14 protein-coding genes are annotated in these 18578 nt (G+C 70.0%); 5 read left to right on the top strand and 9 right to left on the bottom strand.

What is annotated here, in order from left to right; translation table 11 throughout:
- Positions 1-19: 19 nt before the first annotated feature.
- The 5 genes from ACH413_RS11420 to ACH413_RS11400 are packed head-to-tail and all read right to left on the bottom strand — an operon-like array spanning position 20 to position 8302.
- On the bottom strand, positions 20-2644 hold the full coding sequence (locus tag ACH413_RS11420) for a PKD domain-containing protein (protein WP_360030962.1): 2625 nt from the start codon (positions 2642-2644) through the stop codon (positions 20-22).
- On the bottom strand, positions 2641-4872 hold the full coding sequence (locus ACH413_RS11415) for a transglutaminaseTgpA domain-containing protein (RefSeq protein WP_360030960.1): 2232 nt from the start codon (positions 4870-4872) through the stop codon (positions 2641-2643). Before ACH413_RS11415 ends, ACH413_RS11420 begins: the two co-directional genes overlap by 4 nt.
- Positions 4869-6002 carry a DUF58 domain-containing protein gene (locus ACH413_RS11410; RefSeq protein ID WP_360030958.1) on the bottom strand — a complete coding sequence of 378 codons (1134 nt, stop codon included), beginning with the start codon at positions 6000-6002 and terminating at the stop codon, positions 4869-4871. The genes ACH413_RS11415 and ACH413_RS11410 overlap by 4 nt, the downstream gene beginning before the upstream one ends.
- Positions 6003-6008: 6 nt before the next feature.
- Complete coding sequence (locus ACH413_RS11405) at positions 6009-6965, bottom strand: MoxR family ATPase (RefSeq protein ID WP_360030956.1); 957 nt, start codon at positions 6963-6965, stop codon at positions 6009-6011.
- Positions 6966-7000: 35 nt separating this feature from the next.
- Complete coding sequence (locus tag ACH413_RS11400) at positions 7001-8302, bottom strand: helix-turn-helix transcriptional regulator (RefSeq protein WP_360030955.1); 1302 nt, start codon at positions 8300-8302, stop codon at positions 7001-7003.
- 439 nt (positions 8303-8741) lie between these two features.
- Here ACH413_RS11400 and ACH413_RS11395 point away from each other — a divergent pair, with 439 nt between their 5' ends.
- A complete protein-coding gene (locus tag ACH413_RS11395) occupies positions 8742-9389 on the top strand; it encodes a hypothetical protein (protein ID WP_360030953.1) in 648 nt (215 codons plus the stop codon).
- Positions 9390-9392: 3 nt separating this feature from the next.
- On the opposite strand, the gene ACH413_RS11390 is transcribed toward ACH413_RS11395, so the two are convergent.
- Together ACH413_RS11390 and ACH413_RS11385 are read right to left on the bottom strand one after the other, a co-directional pair.
- Positions 9393-10199, bottom strand: coding sequence for a hypothetical protein (locus ACH413_RS11390; RefSeq protein ID WP_360030951.1), 807 nt, complete (start codon positions 10197-10199; stop codon positions 9393-9395).
- Positions 10196-11074 (bottom strand): ATP-binding cassette domain-containing protein, encoded by an 879-nt coding sequence (locus ACH413_RS11385; protein WP_360030949.1) that lies wholly within the window; start codon positions 11072-11074, stop codon positions 10196-10198. The genes ACH413_RS11390 and ACH413_RS11385 overlap by 4 nt, the downstream gene beginning before the upstream one ends.
- 962 nt (positions 11075-12036) lie before the next feature.
- Between ACH413_RS11385 and ACH413_RS11380 the strand changes: the two genes are divergently transcribed.
- The 4 genes from ACH413_RS11380 to ACH413_RS11365 are packed head-to-tail and all read left to right on the top strand — an operon-like array spanning position 12037 to position 15844.
- Positions 12037-14433: a nitrate- and nitrite sensing domain-containing protein gene (locus ACH413_RS11380; RefSeq protein ID WP_396424960.1), complete on the top strand. Its 2397-nt coding sequence runs from the start codon at positions 12037-12039 to the stop codon at positions 14431-14433.
- A gap of 25 nt (positions 14434-14458) precedes the next feature.
- Positions 14459-14896: a roadblock/LC7 domain-containing protein gene (locus tag ACH413_RS11375; protein WP_030475700.1), complete on the top strand. Its 438-nt coding sequence runs from the start codon at positions 14459-14461 to the stop codon at positions 14894-14896.
- Positions 14893-15270 (top strand): DUF742 domain-containing protein, encoded by a 378-nt coding sequence (locus ACH413_RS11370; RefSeq protein WP_319973592.1) that lies wholly within the window; start codon positions 14893-14895, stop codon positions 15268-15270. Before ACH413_RS11375 ends, ACH413_RS11370 begins: the two co-directional genes overlap by 4 nt.
- Positions 15251-15844: an ATP/GTP-binding protein gene (locus tag ACH413_RS11365; protein WP_360030945.1), complete on the top strand. Its 594-nt coding sequence runs from the start codon at positions 15251-15253 to the stop codon at positions 15842-15844. The genes ACH413_RS11370 and ACH413_RS11365 overlap by 20 nt, the downstream gene beginning before the upstream one ends.
- Before the next feature lie 53 nt (positions 15845-15897).
- Here ACH413_RS11365 and ACH413_RS11360 read toward each other — a convergent pair whose 3' ends face one another.
- Together ACH413_RS11360 and ACH413_RS11355 are read right to left on the bottom strand one after the other, a co-directional pair.
- A complete protein-coding gene (locus ACH413_RS11360) occupies positions 15898-17259 on the bottom strand; it encodes a tryptophanase (RefSeq protein WP_360030943.1) in 1362 nt (453 codons plus the stop codon).
- A gap of 24 nt (positions 17260-17283) precedes the next feature.
- Positions 17284-18468 carry a tryptophan dimethylallyltransferase family protein gene (locus ACH413_RS11355; RefSeq protein ID WP_360030941.1) on the bottom strand — a complete coding sequence of 395 codons (1185 nt, stop codon included), beginning with the start codon at positions 18466-18468 and terminating at the stop codon, positions 17284-17286.
- Positions 18469-18578: the final 110 nt, after the last annotated feature.

The following is an 18578-nucleotide window of genomic DNA, read 5'->3' as shown; positions in this document are numbered from 1 at the left end:
CCAGAGGTCATCGCGCTCCCTACACCAGAACCAGGCTGTACAGCTTGCCCGCCGCGACGGCCAGCACACCGCTGCTGTACTGCGGTGGCACCCTCGTCGTGCCGTCGCCGAACAGGTCGGTTCCCCACGCGACCACCGAACCGTCCGCCTTCAGCGCCAGAACGTGCCAGAAGAAGGAGGAGATCGCGACGACCCCGCTCCTGGCCGCCGGCGGCACCGAGATCTGCCCCTGCGCGTCGCTGCCCCACCCGATGACCGAGCCGTCGGACTTCAGCGCCAGACAGCTCGAACTCTCCGAGGCGATGGCGATCACACCCGCGGTGGCCTCGGGCGGTACCTCGGTCACGGGGGTCTCCTCGGTGCTGTCGCCGCCCCAGACGATCACGGAGCCGTCCGCCTTCAGCGCCATGCTGTGCGACCCTCCGCCGCTGATCGCGATCACACCGGACTTCGCGCCCGACGGCACCGTCGTCTGCCCCTGCAGGCCGTAGCCCCAGGCGATCACGGAGCCGTCCTTCTTCAACGCGAGACTGTGATCACGGCCCGCGGCGATGGCGACCACCTCGCTCTGGGCCGCCGGCGGCACCACTCCCTGGCCGAACATGTTCCTGCCGCCCCAGCCGATGACGGTGCCGTTCGCCTTCAACGCCAGGCCGTGCATCTCGCCGGCGGCGACAGCGATCACCCCGCTCGACGTCTCCGGAGGCAGGTCCAGTTCCCCGTAGGTGTTGCTGCTGCCCCACGCGACCACGGACCCGTCCGTCTTCAGCGCCAGGTTGTGCCCGCCGCCCGCGGCGATCGCGATCACCCCGCTCTTCGCCGCCGGGGGGATGTTCAACTGCCCCCACAGGTTGCCGCCCCAGCCCTCGACGGCGCCGCGGGCGACGGTCAGCTCCTGGGAGGCCGTGGCCGTCCTGCCCCCTCGCCCGACGGTGAGCGAGACGGTGTACCTGCCCGGTGCGGTGAACCTGTGGTCGAATGCCGCCGTTCTCGCCGTGGTCACGGGTGTTCGCTGATCCGCCGCGGTGACGGTCCACGACCAGGAGTCCGGATTGCCGGAGGCGTCCGAGCTGAAGTGCACCTGCTCCCCGACGACCGGCTTCGGCCGTTGCACGGACAACCGTGCGATGTGCAGCGGTGCTCCGACGGGGTCCACGGTCACGACAGTGGTCGCCAGCGCCTTCTTCCCCGTGTCGAGCACGGCGACGGCTTCGACCGTGTAGATGCCCGGCGCGTACCAGGTGTTCCGCACGGTGCTGCCGAAGTTCGCGGTTCCGTCGCCGAACGTCCAGCGGACGTCGGAGTGGACGGCCGGCAGGAGCGTCAGGGTCAGCTCGAACTCGCTGCCGACCTCGCCCCGGTTGCCGGGAGTGATCGAGATGAACGCTCGCTGGGCAGGCGGCCCGGAGTCCGGCTGGGCGGGCTGGACCGTCTGGCGCCCGATTCCGAGGCCGGGCTTGCGCTCGGGCAGTCCCGTGCGCGTCGGCTGCTCCGCCTGAACACGTGGATCGGTCTTCGGCGGGCGCTGGTCGGCTCCCGCCAGAGTCTCGGAGTACTTGGTGATCGTCATGATCTCACCGTCGAGCTGCAGGACTCCGGCCACGTCGCTGGTGGCGTCGTTGAAGAAGACGATGCCGTCGCGGGTGAGCAGCTCGAACCTGACCGGTTCCGCGAAGAGGAGGCGCTGCGCGACCACGCGCGTCTCCACGAGATCGACGACGACGGCCCGTCCGGTGGAGTAGTCGGGAACCACGGCGTGATCGCCGACCTCGACCGGGGGACCGAACCGGGCGCTCTCGCCGCCGAGGTCGACGGGATCGGCGCAGGTGCCGGTGTCGAACGCGCACGTGATCAGCTTGCCGCGAGTGGTGTTCGCGATCACCACTCTCGACCGGTCCGACGACTCGGTGAGAGCCACCTCGTCGCCCTCACCCAGCGCGGGTCGCACGGTCCGCGTGACCGCGCCCGTCTCCGGATCGAGCAGTTCCGCGGTGCCACGTGCGGGGTCCACCAGCACGGGCCGGCCGGCCGCGACGGCGAGGTGGCCGGTCCTGGACCCGGTCGGACGGGTCCGTCGCTCGCCAGCCGCGAGCCAGACCAGGTCGCCTGTCCTGTCGTCGATCGCCCACAACCGGCCGCCGCCGTCCACGACGACGCTGTCCGGCCTGAGCGCCGCGGCGAGGATCTTCGGCGCGCCCGTGGACCGCATCGTGGCCGGGTCGACCGACTCGACGGTTCCGCTCTGACTGTCCACCGCGTACAGCAAGTCCTGGGCCGGTCGCAGCACCAGGCCTCCGCTCACGGGGAGGACGACGTCCGACCGGGTGATGTGCTCGGTGGCGGTGTCGACGCGGGACAGTCGTCCCGTCCTCTGGTCGGCCACGAAGGCGGAGTTCGCGCGCTGAGCCACTTTCAGGGAGGCGCCCGGCTCGGCCACCGCCGCTTGTGCCCGGACTTCGCCGATCGTGCCGTCCACGAGCGAGGCCTGCCCGGTCCTGTTGGACGCGAGCCAGATCGCGCCGGTGCGCATCGGGACCTGGGTCATGTCATATCCCGGCCCGTCCACCAGCATCGCCGCGGCCAGCGACGTGACCGCCGCGAACGCGACCAGGATCCGGGGCCGCCACCGGAGGGTCGCCGTCACCGGTACCGCCCCACTTCCAGGCTTTCGCGTGCCTGCCGCCGTTGCCGCGCGGTGCTCCAGCCCGACCAGAGCGGACGTGGATCCACCGCCGCGCGCAGCCGCGACAGGGACGCGCGCCCGGAATGGAGCTGCTCGCGCAGTTCCGTCACCAGTCGCCAGGACTGGTCGGCGTCCGCGTCGTCGAGCGTCTCAGGCGCGTAGACCGCCGCGTTCGCGAGTTCCGCCGACGCCGTGAACAGCGGCGCGGCCTCGCCGAGGTCGTCGTGAACGCGCCGGGCGACCTCGGGGGCCGTGAGCGACACCGGGAACGTGATGCCGCGCTCGGTCAGCCGGTCGATCTGCTCCTGCCAGGCGCCGAGCACCCGCGCGGCGCGATCGGGGTCCCGTTGCCTGCGGCGGCGTCGGTGGCTCTTGACGAGCACGACGAACCCGCAGGCGAGCAGGACCAGCAGCACCGCGGCGACCGCGGCCAGCACGGTGCCGTCGCGGACGCTGTTCCAGCCGAAGCCCGGCCCCTCCACCACCTCGGTGGACTGGGACGAGGTGGGCGGGGCGGGCGTCGGCGTCGTGGCCGGCGGCGCGGCTTGGGGTGGAACGACGCGGGGCGCGTCCTGCGGCTCCGCCGGCGGGGCTCCGTAGTCGGGGCGGCTGGGTTCGAACGCCACCCAGCCGTAGCCGGCGAAGTGCACCTCGGACCACGCGTGGGCGTCGGCGGTGTTCACCCGGAACACGCCGCCCTGGTAGTTGCGCAGGCGGTACCCGACGGCGACCCTGGCCGGGAAGCCCATCGCCCTGGCGATCACGGTGAACGCCGCCGCGTGCTGCTCGGAGTAACCGCTGCCCTTCTCCTCGTCGGACAGCATGGCGGCGAGGGTGGCGTAGGAGTGCCCCGGCGGGCGGGTCATGCTCATGGTCACGGCCTGGAGACGGGTTTCCAGGGCCACCAGTTTGCCGTAGGCGGTGAGGCCGGGAAGACCGGTGAACTCCGCGGCCATCACCCGCAGCGGTGTCGGAAGACCCTCGGGCAGCGACCGCGAGTGTCCGGGTGTCGTGGTGGCCTGGGCCAGCCCGTCGTCCCGGACGGTGACCTCCGCGGTCAGGTCGTAGCCGAGCCCCTGCAGTTTCGGCGCGCTGCTGACCACGACGCCCGAGTTCGCGTCGAACCCGAGCCTGCCGCGGGTGCCACCGGTCGTCTCCAGACGTGCCGGCCAGCCGATGACGGGCAGGTGAGGGCCGGAGAGGTCCTTGAGGTCGATGTGCGCGGTCACCTGCCTGCCCCTGGTCAGCGCGGGGTCGGCGGTGAGGTGGCTGCCGGCCACGCGGTAGGTGGCCCCCGAAGTCCAGGTGGTGCCGTCGAACTCGTCCAGCGCCGCGGTCCGGATCCTGTCGACCTGCGTGTAGGACTCGACGTCGAGCCGCACGGTGAAAAGGTCGCGGGCGGGGCTCTCCCTGAGCTGGCTCTTCAGCCTCGCCAGCGGGGTGAGGGCGTCGGTGGTCGTGACCGGTGGGGCGATCAGGTCCCGCGGGTCGAAGCGGTGGTCGCCGGACGCGATCGGCAGGACCTGGCCGCCCGCCGCGCCGAGCAGGGCGCTGACGACGACCACCAGGACCGCGGCGCTGAGCGCGGTGAGGGAACGGGGTGACCGGCGGTCGATCCGGACGGCACCGGTGCCCGCGGCGCGGTGGGCACGGATCGCGATCAGGGCCAGGGCCGCCACCAGGAACACCGCGGTGGCTGCCGCGTGGCCGCCTGCCTGGTTGCCGACGACGAACACGGCGAACACGAAGCCGACGAGCGGGGGAGCCAGCGGCGCCAGTGCGTTCCGGTTGTAGCGGACCAGGACGACCGACGTGAACGCCGCTGCCCACATCACGATGGTGGGCACCACGAGCAGTTCGCCCCACGGATCGGCGGGCACGGCCACGGCGAGCAGGCGGTTCCAGCTGCCAGGCACGCCGTCGAGGACCTCGGAGCCCGCGCCCCGGAAGACGCCGAAGACGACGACCAGCGCCAGTCCGGCGGCAGCGAGCAGCGGAGTGGCCCACGCGCGCCGGTGGCGCGGTGCGGCCGTCACGCCACCGGCGAGACAGGCGAGCCCCAGCGGGATCAGGTAGCCGGGAGTGGCGAAGAAGTCCTGGTACACCAGCGCCGCCGCCCCGGACGCCACGAGCGCCAGCGCCACCTCGACGACGGCGATTCCCGGTGCGAGTGCGCGCAGCCGGTTCATCGCAGCACCAGCCGGTTCCAGGCGGTGGCGAACTGGTCGCTGCCCGTCGCGGCGACCGCGAGCACCCCTCGTGGCCTCGGCACCGTCTCGGTCGCGCCCAGCTGGGCGAGGCTGACCGAGAGGAACCTGGGGCGCAGCATCATCAGCAGCTGTGCCGTCGTGGCGTCGACCCTGCCGGTGACGACGGTCAGCGCGACGCCCTGCGTGTCGGAGACGAAGTCGCGCAACTGGTCGGTGAGCACGGCGAGCCCGCGACCGGCCCGGTTCTTGTCCACAGTGGACAGGAACTCCAGTGCGGTGCCGGCGGAGTCGCGTTCCAGCGCATCCGTTGTGCGCAGGCGGAACGGCAGCCCGGCGTTCTCGGCCGCCAGGCAGAACGACGCGGCGACGCGCACCGCGTCCTCGAAGGTCTGCCCCTGGTAGGGCTCGACGCTCGTGTCGAGCACGACCAGTTGGCGCGGCTCGTCGGGCACCACCACGTGCCGGGCCATCACGGTGCCGGTCCGCGCGGTCGCACCCCAGTGGATGCGGCGCCAGTCGTCGCCGGGCGCGTACTCCCGCAGGCTGTGGAACGTCGCGCCGCCCAGCGGCGCGTTGCCGGCCGTCGGGCCTTCGGCGTCCTGCGGGCCGCCGGTCGTGACCATGGCCAGGGGGTGCACGCGAGGGTAGACGTGCACGACGAGTTCGCTGCCGGACGTACGACCGCGATGCAGCAGGCGCAGCGGGTCGGAGTGGCCCAGCAGCACGGGCGGGATCAGGTAGCGGCCGCGCCTGGTCACCGGCAGCGGATAACCGACGGTGCAGCTGTCGCCCGCGGCCAGCGCCGGGACGGGGACCGTGGTGCGCCGGCCGCCGACTGTTTCGGTGACCACGAGCGGTGGGCTGCGGCGCCGGCCGACGTTGGTGACGGTCAGCGTGCCCTGCGCGGCGGTGCCCTCGAAGACGCGGTGGGGGCGTACCTCGCGCACCACCGTCAGGCGTGGTGCGGAGATCAGCCACAGCACGGCCAGGAGCAGGGTCGCGGCGGCGGCGAGGCCCAGGGCGACCAGTTCGGGGTAGTCGGCCCACGCGCCGAGGGTCACGAGGATCACGGCGGCGCAGAGCATCGCCGTGCCTGTTCTGGTAAGCACCGCGCGTCATCCACCGTTCGGGACGGGTGCGGCGGCGAGCACTTCGGTCAGGATCGCCTGGGGCGTGCGTTGCTGGATGCGGGCTTCCGGGGTGAGCAGGAGCCGGTGGTTCAGCACGGGCACGGCCACGGCCTTCACGTCGTCCGCCGTCACGTACGGGCGGCCGGCGGCCAGCGCGTAGGCCTGCGCGGCGGTGATCATGGCGATGCCGCCGCGCGGGCTCACGCCCAGTTCGACGTCCGGGTGCACTCGGGTGGCGCGGACCAGGCGGGCGACGTACTCGCGCAGGTCGTCGGCCACTCGTTGCTCGCGGACGGCTCGGATCATCAGGCGGAGGTCGTCTAGTTCCATCACGGACTTGAGCTCGTCCGGGCGGCGGCGGGTGACGCCGTAGGACAGGATGCTGATCTCGTCGGCCAGGTTCTCGGGGTAGCCGATGCCGATGCGCATCATGAACCTGTCCAGCTGCGCTTCCGGCAGGGCGTAGGTGCCCTGGTGCTCCACGGGGTTCTGGGTGGCGATGCACAGGAACGGGTAGGGCACCGGGATCGGGCGGCCGTCGACGGTGACCTGGCCCTCGGCCATGACCTCCAGCAGCGCCGACTGGGTCTTGGGGGAGGCGCGGTTGATCTCGTCGCCCAGCAGGATGTGGGTGAAGACCGGGCCCTGGCGGAACTCGAAGCGCGAGCGGCCCTGGTCGTACACCTGCACGCCGGTCACGTCGGACGGGAGCAGGTCGGGGGTGAACTGGATCCGCTTCACCTCCGCGCCCGCGACCGAGCGCGCGATCGCCTTGGCGAGCGAGGTCTTCGCCACGCCCGGTACGTCCTCGATCAGCAGGTGTCCCTCGGCGAGCAGGCACACGAGTGCGAGCCTGACCACCTCCGGCTTGCCGCGGATGAAGTCCTCGACGTTCGCGGCCAGCGCCTCGAACCTGCGCTGGAAAATCGCCGCATCGGACACTTCAACGCCCCCATCGTGCTGTGTTCGGTGAATCGTTAGTGGAGCTGACTGCGCAAAGCCGCGTTGAGGCGGGGGTAGACCTCGCTGACCGCGGCCTGCTTGCGCTCGCGGCCGAGGAGACGGGCCAACTGTTTGAGGTCCTGGCGCACGGTGGCCGAGTCGACCAGGTCGACGGCGTCGAGGACCTTCGCGGTCAACTCGCTCGCGTGGTCGATGTCGCCGGCGGAGGCGTAGGCGAGGGCGCGACGGGCGCCGAAGCGCGCGTGGGTGCGGTGCGCGCTGCCGGGCACCAGGGCCAGCTGCCGGTCGAAGACGTCCGCCGCCTGGCGGGACTGGCCGAGGTCGTGCAGGCACCAGGCCTCGACCAGGCTGTTCAGGTCGGCGCCGCTGACCGAGCCCGAGCCCATGACCATGCCGTCGGCGGTGCCCGCCCTGGCGAGCAGGACGGCGGCGCGGTCGAGCGCCCGCCGGCAGGCGTCGTAGTCGCAGGCCAGCGCGTGGCCCTGGGCTTCGCGCAACGCGGCGAGCCCCTGGACGCGAGGTGAGGTGCCCGGTGCGGCCTGCGCCTGCTGGGCCAGGTCGACGGTGCCGGCGGCGTCGTCGCGGTAGAGCGTGATCAACGCCTGCCTGATCAGCGAGTACGTGGCCATCTCGGTGTCACCGGCCGCGGCGCCCATCTCGACGGCGTTGCGGGTCCACCACATCGCGGCCCTGTCGTCACCGGCCTCCTGGGCCATCCACCCGGCGTACTCGCTGTAGCGGGCGGCGAGCCCCAGCAGCTCCTCGCGAACGGGCGTGGGCGCGCCGTTGGCCATGCCGCGCAACGTGTGGGTGTGCACCGTCACCATCGGCAGCACCACGCTCGGGCTCGTCGTCTGCCCCAGCTTCCTGACCTCGGCGAACAGCGACCGGAACGCCGCCAGCGTGCCGTCGTGCGCCGCGCTCGCGGAGGCGGCGCGGGGAGCCCCCAGCGTCAGCCCGAGCAACGACGCGGCGCCCGTCGCGATCGCGTCGCGCCGAGGCATCGGAACCATCCAGCTCGACCCGTCCGGAGCCATGCTCATCACCCACACTTCGCCGTCGCCGTCGGCCGCGACGGCAGCGAGCGGGCTCGCGGGGGAGGGCTGGTCCACCAGGGCTGCCAGACGTCCACCGGCTCCGAGAACCGCGTCGCAGCGCCGGGCCAGATCAACACCTGGTTGTTTGAAGCCAGTCTCGATCTTGCCCAGATAGCCCTTGCTGTAGTGGACCTGCGCCGCCAGCACCGCCAGCGACAGGCCCGCCGCGGTGCGCAGGCGCCGCAGCTCCACTCCAAAGACATCCGACTGCTCAGCCATTCGTCCCCGCCCTCGACCGCCGCTCCCCAGCGGCCGGTGAATCGACCGTTGCAGACTACTGAGCCGCTGGTCGCAGGCCCAGTCCCCCGGAGCGCCGGCGTCGGCGGACGCCCGGCTGCCTCCGAGTCTGATCCGCCGTCCCGCTCAATCCCAGGCGTCTCCCGTCGCCTGCGTGATCGGGAGACGGGAGACCCCTGCCACTGGAAGCCGTTGCGGGACATGCTGATTCCGGACGGCAGGCAAGACGTCGTTCTGTTTCTGGGGGTTGTGGCGGCAGGCCGGGGCTGGGGGCTCAGTCCTGCCGCCACAAATCAAGCGGGGAGAAGGATGAACAGGGACTGGACGGGCGCGCCCTCCTGACCACGCGTCACCCGGTCGTGCACCCGGTCAACTGCGCCGAATCCGCGCCGGAAGATCATGGATGTGCTGAACTACCGGCATGGGCACGCGCACGATCCGTTACATCGCACTGGCGGCCTGCATCGCGGCTCTCACGGCCTGCACCGCGCCGCCCGAACCGCCGGTGGCCTCGCCGGGACCGGAGCTGGACCCGCAGGCGGTCAACTACGACAACCTGGACTTCGTGAAGTCACGGCCGGCGGTCTTCGACAACAAGTGCGGCACCCTTCCCCGCGACCTCGGGTCGTTGCTCGGGCTCGAGTCGAAGCCCGCCGACGGCATGGGTGGCGGCTGCAACGCGCGGGAGCCGTGGGGGAACCTCTCGATCCACCTGTTCAGCCCGATGTCGAACCGCAAGTCGAAGGCCCAGTACTTCTCCGACGCCTGGAACGGCGACCTCGGCGGGGGCGGCTACTTCCAGCGGTCGATCCTGCTGGACCGCTACTACGCGATCACCAAGATCGCCGGATCGGTCAACGACAACTGCACGGTCACCGTCGACACCGGCTCCGAGCGGCCGTTCGAGGTCACGGCCTCGATGGACTTCGACGAGAGCATCGCCCTGTCGGCCCAGGACGTCGACCAGCCGATCGACCGCGCGTTGCGCGACTTCTGCCCGAGGGCCAAGGAGGCGGCGGAGAAGCTGCTGCCGCTGATCGACGAGGACGGCGGCAGCCGGGCGCGCTGAGCGTCAGCCCGCGTCGCGCCTGCTGAGCACCACGAGCGACACGACGAGCAGCGTCAGCCACACCACCAGCGACGAGATCGTCTGCGGCCACCCCGCGCCGTCACCGGCCAGGTGCCAGGCCGCTTCGAGCGGGTAGACCAGGCTGAACACCTCCGGCAGCGCGAGCCGGGCCACCGCCAGCATCGGCACGACGACGAAGAACACCGTCAGCGAGCCGCCCGTGTTCGGGATGAGCAGCGAGACGATCAACGCCGTGAGCAGCACCTGCGCGGTGGCCAGCATCGTCACGCCGAGCACCCAGCCGGGCCGTGAGCCGAGCAGGTAGTTGTGGTGCAGCCCCTCCGCCGCGCTCTTGATCATCAGCGGGTACAGGACGAACGTGACCAGCGAGCACGCCAGCCACACGCCGGCGAGCACGGTGCCCTGCGCCAGCAGGTAGCGCATGCGCGAGGGCTGCACCAGGAGCGTGGGCTGCACGCTCTTGTACTGCCACTCACCCGCGACGAGCTTGATCACGGTCGCGAAGACCAGCAGCAGGCCGAGCTGGATCACCAGGAGCATCGGCTGGAGCTGCCTGCCCGCACTCGCGAGGTTGGTCTGCGGCAACGTGAACAGCGCCATCAGTCCGATCAGGAACACCGGCGCGCAGGCCATCACGATCTTGTCCGACCGCGTGCCGACGAGCTTGCGCGCCTCCACCGCCACCAACCGCCAGAACGACGACGACCGGGAGGCGCGGGCGGCCCACGGGCCGGGTGCCGGTGCGGGCGCGGCCTGCTGCTGCCACGCTGCCGGATGTCCGACGGTCATGACCTTCCTCCACTGGTCAGGCGGAAGAACAGGTCTTCCAGGCTCATCTGCTCCTCACGCAGTCCCAGCAACGGGATTCCCGCGGCGAACGTGACGGACGAGACCTGCTCGACCGGCGCGTGCGCGGCCAGGAAGCCGTCCGGCGCGGGCTGGACGGCGATCCCGCCCCGCTGCAGCGACTCCGCCAGGCGGTTCATGTCCTTGGCGCGCACCAGGGAGCGGGACGACGTGGTCAGGCTCGCCAGCGGCCCGTCCGCCACGATGCGCCCGCCGCCGATCACCAGCACGCGGTCGGCGGTCTGGTCCACCTCGGACAGCACGTGGCTGGACAGCAGCACGGTGCCGCCGCGGGAAGCGTGCCCCCGCAACAGGTTGCGCACCGCGCGGATGCCTTCGGGGTCGAGCCCGTTGATGGGCTCGTCGAGCACGAGCAACGGCGGATCGGTGAGCAACGCGTGCGCGATGCCCAGTCGCTGCCGCATGCCGAGGCTGTACTTGCCGATCTTGCGGGTGGCGGCGTCGGCCAGCCCCAGCAGCTCCAGCACCTCGTCGGCCCTGCGAACGGGCACACCGGACAGTGTCGCGGCCATCCGCAGATGACCCCTGCCGCTCCGTCCGGGATGGACCGCAGCCGCGTCCAGCAGCACGCCCGCCACGTGGGAGGGGTTGGGCCACGCGGTGAACGCGCGCCCCGCGATCGTCGCCTGGCCGCGATCGGGCCGGGTCAGTCCGGTGATCATGCGCAACGTCGTCGACTTGCCCGCGCCGTTCGGCCCCAGAAAGGCGGTCACCGTACCGGGTTGGAGCTCGAACCCCACCTGATCGACGACGACGCGACCCTCGTAGGCCTTGGTCAGCCCCCACGCTGCAAGCACCTACCCACCGTAGCGGCAGTCGCACCGTCCGTCGCGGGATGATCCACCGTGTCGTCGTGCAGTTGCACGGACGCGCGGCCGCGTCCCCTTGAACGCACTCCCGGGGCACCGTTTTCGGCGGCTGAGCCTCACCGTCGTCGTAGGACTTCCGGAGACCTTCGAACCGGGCGAGAGCCTTTTTGGTTCCCGGCAGACACTTGATACAGATGCCGATACAACAAAACTGTCGTGGAACGGAGTGCGGGCAGAAATCAGGCAGAAACATGCGGATACTTACCGCGCCTATGGATTGGCCGGACTGAGCCGGATCCCTAGTCGTCCGGACAAGTGTGGCCCAGGCCACTGCGATGGCGATCGCCGGTCTCCTGCTCGGATGAGTGGGTCGCCGCCGGATTGGCCGGCATCGGCGGTTCCTCGCGGTGCTCTCGCCCTCATGGCGATGACCAGCGGTATTAGCGCGTTCTTGACGGCGGCGAGCGGCTGAACTCGTGATCACGCCTGGGGAATGACCTGTGTTGATCACGACTCCGGGCGGTGATCTGCATGCGAATTGACGAATAAGAGCTGGTGACGGAAAGCGACGATTGGTTGCGCTCCGCTCTCGCTTAGAAGATGCCGCACGCCGCTGTCAAGTTCAGGGCAATAGGCGCGGCGTTTCCACTGTTCAGTTAGCGAAAGCCCAGCTCGCGTCCTTTCGCCCACTCGGTCACGACCGCGCGGTCTCCTCACGAGAGCGTGCACATCACTGCAACAGCTGGGGATCGAACCTGAGAACGGGGGTGTTGCGTTGCGCATCTGACTGAGTACTCTGCACTCACCCCCTCAAGATCATCGCTGTTGGTCATGTTGATCATGTGGTGTTATCTTTCCGTCGCCAATTCGGGTGGTCGTGGAGCGTTGTGAAGCTGAAGAACGTGCCTGAGACGAATTACAAGACAATTCGTTCGCGGCTCACTGGTGTCGTGGTGGTTCCCAGCGTCGTCCTTCTCGCCATGTGGGCGCTGTTCTCGTCCTACACGGTGTTCGAGGGTCTCTACCTCCAGCTGGTCGCCTCCGGCGCGCGGGACGCCTCGATCCCCGCGGTCCAGTCGTTCGCGTCGCTGCAGAAGGAACGCGAGCTCAGCATGACGAGCCTGAGCCGCACCGGATCCAGCACGTCGGCGTTGGTCAAGCAGCAGCAGGACACCGACAAGGACGTCGAGAAGATGAAGTCGGCGTTCGCCGAGCTCGCTTCCCAGGCGCCGCAGGAGATCGTCGACGGCATCAACAAGCTCAACGGGCTGCTCGACCAGCTGCCGGACCAGCGCGAGCGCCTCGAGTCCGGCAACGCGTCCAAGGACGAGATCTACCGCTACTACAACAGCGTGCTCGACGCCGGTGGTTCGCTGTTCGGCACGCAGGCCCGCATCGTGCCCGACGCCGAGACCGTGCAGGGCGCACTCGGTGCGCTGCAGTACTTCCAGGCCTCCGACGCGATGTCGCGGTCCAGCTCGGTCGCCGCGGGCGCGCTGGCGACGGGCAAGTTCACGCCGGAGGAGCACCGCGAGTTCGCGAACCTCGTCGGCGCCTACCACTTCACGCTCAACGTCATCGAGCCCACGGCTCTGCCGGACGTGCGTGAACACTTCAAGCAGCTCACCGGCAGCGCGCCGTACCAGCAGCTGGTGACCCTGGAGAACCGCCTGCTGCAGAACTCGGAGCGGCCGGTCGGGCAGCAGGTCGCCCTGGCGGACTACGAGAACGCCACCCGTGCGGTGTCCACCGAGCTGACGACGATGGTGCAGGAGCAGTCCACCGGCGCGGTCAACATCGCCATGGCCAACGGCAAGGACAAGTTCACCACCGTCCTGATCGGCAGCCTCATCGCCCTCATCGCGGTCATCGCCGGCATCTTCGTCGCGGTGCGCGTCTCGAACCGCCTCGTCAACAAGGCGTTGATCGTCCGCCTCATCGCCCTGAAGAGCGACTCGCTCAAGCTCGCGCACGAACGACTGCCGAACATCGTCGAGCGGCTGCGCGAGGGCAAGCACGTCGACGTCGCCGCCGAGGTCCCCGCGCTCGACTACGGCAACGACGAGATCGGGCAGGTGGCCGACGCGTTCAACGCCGCGCAGTACACCGCCGTCGCCGCGGCCGTGAAGGAGTCGCAGACCCGTGAAGGCGTGAACCGGGTCTTCCTCGACATCGCGCGCCGCAACCAGGGCCTGGTGCACCGCCAGCTCAAGATCCTCGACAAGCTGGAGCGCGAGGAGGAGAACCCCGACCACCTCGACGCGTTCTTCCAGCTCGACCACCTCGCCACCCGCGCGCGCCGCAACGCCGAGAACCTGATCATCCTGACCGGCGAGCAGCCGGGCCGGCAGTGGCGCAAGCCCGTGCGCATGCTCGACGTCGTGCGCGCCGCCGTCGCCGAGACCGAGCAGTACGCCCGCGTGAAGGTCCACCCGGTGCCCGAGGTCGCGCTGGTCGGCGCCGCCGTCGCGGACACCATCCACCTCATCGCCGAGCTCGTCGACAACGCGACCTCGTTCTCCTCGCCCCGCTCGCAGGTCGAGATCCACAGCAGCGAGGTGCCGCAGGGTCTCGTCATCGAGATCGAGGACCACGGCCTCGGCATCAAGCCCGAGGACCGCGAACTGCACAACAAGATGCTGGAAGCGCCGCCCGACTTCGAGGCGATGAGGCTGCGCGGCGAGTCCCGCCTGGGCCTGTTCGTCGTCGCCCGGCTGGCCGCCCGCCGCCACATCCACGTCGAGCTGCGCGACTGCCCCTCCGGCGGCACCATCGCGCTGGTGCTCATCCCGTCCGAGCTGATCGTCGGCGAGGCGGGCGCGGTGGACCCCGCGGACTCGGTCCAGATGCCCAAGCCGACGTTCCGCCAGCAGACGCTCCAGCAGGCCTCGCGGTCACCGGAGGCCCTCGAGGCCGCGGTCCCGATGCAGGGCGACCTGACGCGCGACCCCCGGCCCGGCGAGCGTCCCACCGAGACCTTCCACCTGGACGAGTTCTGGGCCGGGAGGGCAGTGGGAAACGACCTGAGCCCAGGCCCGGAACGGGACCTGGACAGCAGCAGCGGGCAGATCGAACTGCCCCGGGAAGACCGCCTGGGCGGCGTCTGGCCGACAGACGACCCGGCGGAAGGTGAGGCGACGACGCGTCAGAACACCCGGCCGGAGCTGCCGCGCCGGAGGCGGCAGCAGCACCTCGTACCTCAGCTGGCCAACGACGAACCCCGGCCGATGCCCGAACTCGCGGAGTTCAACCCCGAGGAACGGGCGGAACGCACCCGCGACGGAATGTCCGCCTTCCAGCAGGGCACGCGCAACGCCCGCCAGGCCGACGACGTCGTGGAACCGTGATCACGAAACTGAAAGGGCTATTTCCGTGGACGACCTGACCGGCGGGCACCCCGAGCTCAACTGGCTGCTGGAGGACCTCGTCGCGAGAGTGGTCGGTGCCCGGCACGCGGTGGTGCTCTCCGCGGACGGCCTGCTGCTCGCCCACTCTCCCGAGCTCTCCAAGGACGACTCCGACCACCTCTCGGCGATGGCGTCGGCGTTCCAGAGCCTCGCTCGCGGAACCGGCCGCCACTTCGGTGGTGGCCAGGTCCGCCAGACCATCGTGGAGATGGAGCGCGCGCACCTGTTCGTCACCGCGGCGGGGCAGGGAGCCTGTCTCGCGGTGGTGGGCGACGAGGACGCCGACATGGGCATGATCGCGTACGAGATGAACATGCTCGTGAAGCGCGTCGGCGCCTACCTCTCGTCGGCACCCAGAACACTGGCATCGCCCAGGATGCCCAACCCCCTCGGGTTGTCATGAGCAACTCCTCCGACTGGTGGTACGACGAGGCGGCGGGCCCCATGGTCCGCCCGTACGCGATGGTGAGCGGCCGCACCAGGCCCAAGCCCGCGGGTGAGGACCTGACCCTCACGACCCAGGTCCGGGCGCTGCGCACGACGACCGACCAGGGCACGCTGTCGGTAGAGCACCTGGAGATCATCAAGCTCTGCCGGAAACCGCTTTCCGTCGCGGAGGTCGCTGCCTACCTGCACGCACCGCTCGTCGTGGTGAAGGTGTTGCTGAGCGACCTCATCCAGCGCGGAGACGTCATCACCAGCGGCCCGGCCACCACGGTGGTCCCGGTCGACATGAACCTACTCCAGAAGGTGCTCGATGGTGTCCGTGCAATCTGAGCAGGGGCGTGAGGAACTCACCATCCCCTCCTCCGTCAAGATCGTCGTCGCCGGCGGTTTCGGCGTCGGCAAGACCACGATGGTCGGCGCGGTCAGCGAGATCACCCCGCTGCGGACCGAGGAGCTGCTCACCGAGGCCGGCGAGGAGATCGACGACCTCTACGGCGTCGAGGGCAAGACCACGACCACGGTCGCCCTGGACTTCGGCCGCATCACGATCAACCCCGAACTGGTGCTCTACCTGTTCGGCACACCGGGCCAGGACCGCTTCTGGTTCCTGTGGGACGAGCTCGCCATCGGCTCGATCGGCGCGGTCGTCCTGGTCGACACCCGCAGGCTCGACGCGGGCTTCGGCGCGATCGACTTCTTCGAGCGCAGGCAGATCCCGTTCGTCGTGGCGGTGAACTGCTTCCAGGGCAGCCACTCCTACACCGCGGAGGAGATGCGCGTGGCGCTGGACGTCGCGGACACCGTGCCGTTGGTGCTGTGCGACGCCCGCGACCGCGAGTCGTGCAAGGCGGTGCTGGTCCGCGTGATCGAACACGCGATGAACCGGCTCGACGTGATGGCCTGACCTGAACCTCCGTTGAAGCCCTTGGCGTTGTGCGCCAAGGGCTTCAGCTGTTGTTACGGCCTGATCTGCTTCAGCCGGCAGCGGAACGGCCGCAGGATCGGCGGTACCTCGGTGAGCCGGTAGCCGGGCACCTGTTCGGGGTTCTTGGCGATCCCCGCCAGCGTTTCCGCCACGTACTCGAGGTGGCTGCGGGTGTAGACGCGGCGCGGAATCGCGAGCCGCACCAGTTCGAACGGCGCCGGCGTGATCAGGTCGCCGGCCTCGTCGATCTCGCCGAGGTAGAGCGAACCCACCTCGGCACAACGGATTCCGCCCGCGAGGTACAGCTCCGACGCGAGCGCGTGCCCGGTGAACCTGCTCGGCGGGATGTGCGGCAGCAGCCTGCCCGCGTTGAGGTAGACCGCGTGCACGCCGGCCGGCCGCACACTGTCCACACCGGCCTCTCGCGCGCAGTCGGCGAGGTACGCGGTGGCCTCGGCCCGCTCGCGCAGGTACAGCGGGTCGGTGACCTCGATCAGGCCCTGCGCGCACATGTCCAGGTCACGGCCGGAAAGCCCGCCGTACGTGCTGAACCCCTCGGTCGCGATCAGCAGGAGTTCGCACTGCTTGGCCAGATCCTGGTCCTGGAGCGCGAGCATCCCTCCGATGTGGACGATGCCGTCCTTCTTCAGGCTCAGCACGCACCCGTCGGCGAGCCGGAACGCCTTCTTCGCCACCTCGCGGGGAGTGTGGTCGCGGTACTTCTCCTCCCGCTGCGTCACGAGCCACGCGTTCTCGGCGAACCGGGCGGCGTCGAGGATGAACGGCACGCCGTGCTTGCGGCACAACTTCTTCACGGCCTTGAGGTTCGCCATCGACACCGGCTGCCCGCCGCCGCCGTTGTTGGTGATCGTCATGAGCACCAGGCCGACGTCCTCGGGCCCCTCCAGCAACTCCTCGAGCGCGACGAGGTCGATGTTGCCCTTGAACGGCTCGTCGCTGTCGAGGTCCGCGAAGGCGGGCGACGGGAGGTCCCGCACCACGCCGCCCGCCAGTTCGACGTTCGCACGGGTCGTGTCGAAGTGCGTGTTGCTGACCGAGATCTGTCCCGGCTTCAGCAGCGTGCCGAACAGGATCCGTTCCGCGGCCCGCCCTTGGTGCACGGGGAGGATGTGCTCGTATCCCGTGAGTTCCTCGGTCACCTCGCGGAACCGGAACCAGGACCGGGAACCCGCGTAGGTCTCGTCGCCGCGCATTCCCGCGGCTTGCTGCTCCGCCGACAGCGCGCCGGTGCCGGAGTCGCTCAGCAGGTCGATCGTGACGTCTTCCGCCGTGAGGTTGAACTGGTTGTACCCGGCCTCGGCGTAGCGACGTTCCCGGAACTCGCGGGTGGTGATGGGAATGGGCTCTACGACCTTGATGCGGTACGGCTCCACGACGGGCCTTTCTTCCTGCGGCGGCTAAACCAGTAGTGCTGTGGTGCGGGGTGGGGTGACGTCGTACGCCTCGGACGACAGGTAGACCGAGACACCCGGTTTCGGCAGGCCCAGCCGCAGCGACACGTGGGCGATCAGACCCACGCCGTCACCGAGCGGGCGCTGGACGAGACTCGCGAGCGCCATGACGAACGGCGCGGGGTCGAACCCGCACCTCGCCATGATCGCCAGGACGCGCTCGCAGGCTTCGAGGTCGTCCTGCACGTAGTCGCGCACCGGGATGTAGAGGGAGTAGCCGCTGGGCCGCTCGGTGTCGCCGGACAGGAAGGTGTAGCTCGACATCAGCGGACGCCGGGAGAACGGGCCCGCGCCGCCGCAGGCGAGCTCGCAGACGTTCGCCAGGAGCACCGGGTCGACGTCGGGGACCGCCGCCGCTGCCGCCACCACGTCCGTGATCACCGCGTCGTCGTGGGACACGTAGGTCTTCACGCGTGCCCGGTTCTCGTCCAGGAGGTCGAGGGCGAAGAAGGAGAACCGGTCCAGCCCGTCGCGCCGCAGCCCGTGCTCCGAGATGGCCGGGAGCGCCGCGCTCAGGCCGAGCCGGGACAGTCCTTCGCTCACGAGGGCGGTCGCGCTCTCACGGCCGCGCACGTCGGGGTTGAGGTAGACCTTGATCGAGGGCGGCGCGTCCGGCCCGACGATCAGCGAGTACCAGAACGCGAACGCGCCCTGCGGGTCGTCCGGCAGGAACAGGTCGCGCACCCGGTCGAGCTGCCCGAGGTTCAGTCCGTGCCGCTGCGCGAGCCCGTCGAGCACGCCGAGCGCCGCGGCGAGGTTGGCGCGCGGGCCGGGCTGTTCGGCGAGCGGTTCGACGATCATGCGGATGACGGGGCGTTCGTTTTGGGCCAAAGCCACCGAGAATTCGACCGGGGTGTGGTCGTCCGCGACATTGGAGGTCCAATGGGGAACGGCGGAGAGGGGCAGCCTGCAACCGGGGCCTAATGCCTCACCCAGCAGTTTTGTCGCGCTTTGCGCCGAGTTCGCTAAACCGACGGCGCGAAGGAGGTCGCGTAGTTGTCCAATGGCGAAATCGTGCAGTGAGACTGCTGGCGCGCTCAAGATGGGGCACTCCTGATCGGGCCGGTAATCCGGTCGGTTGCAATCCTGACGGGGTGGAATCGCAACGTGAATTCTCTCAACCAGCCACATGCCCAGGTCAAGAGCCAAGGGGGTTGCGTGCGACACTCTCGGCTGTGATCAAGATTGCACCGCTCGGTCTATTGACTTGACCGCTCACTGCTGTCGTCATGCGCAATTGT

It is taken from the genome of Lentzea sp. NPDC020367, assembly GCF_044387305.1.
In the GTDB taxonomy this organism is placed as follows: Bacteria; Actinomycetota; Actinomycetes; order Mycobacteriales; family Pseudonocardiaceae; genus Lentzea.
Note: the sequence above shows the minus strand (reverse complement) of the source record. Positions and strands in the feature narration are given on the sequence as shown.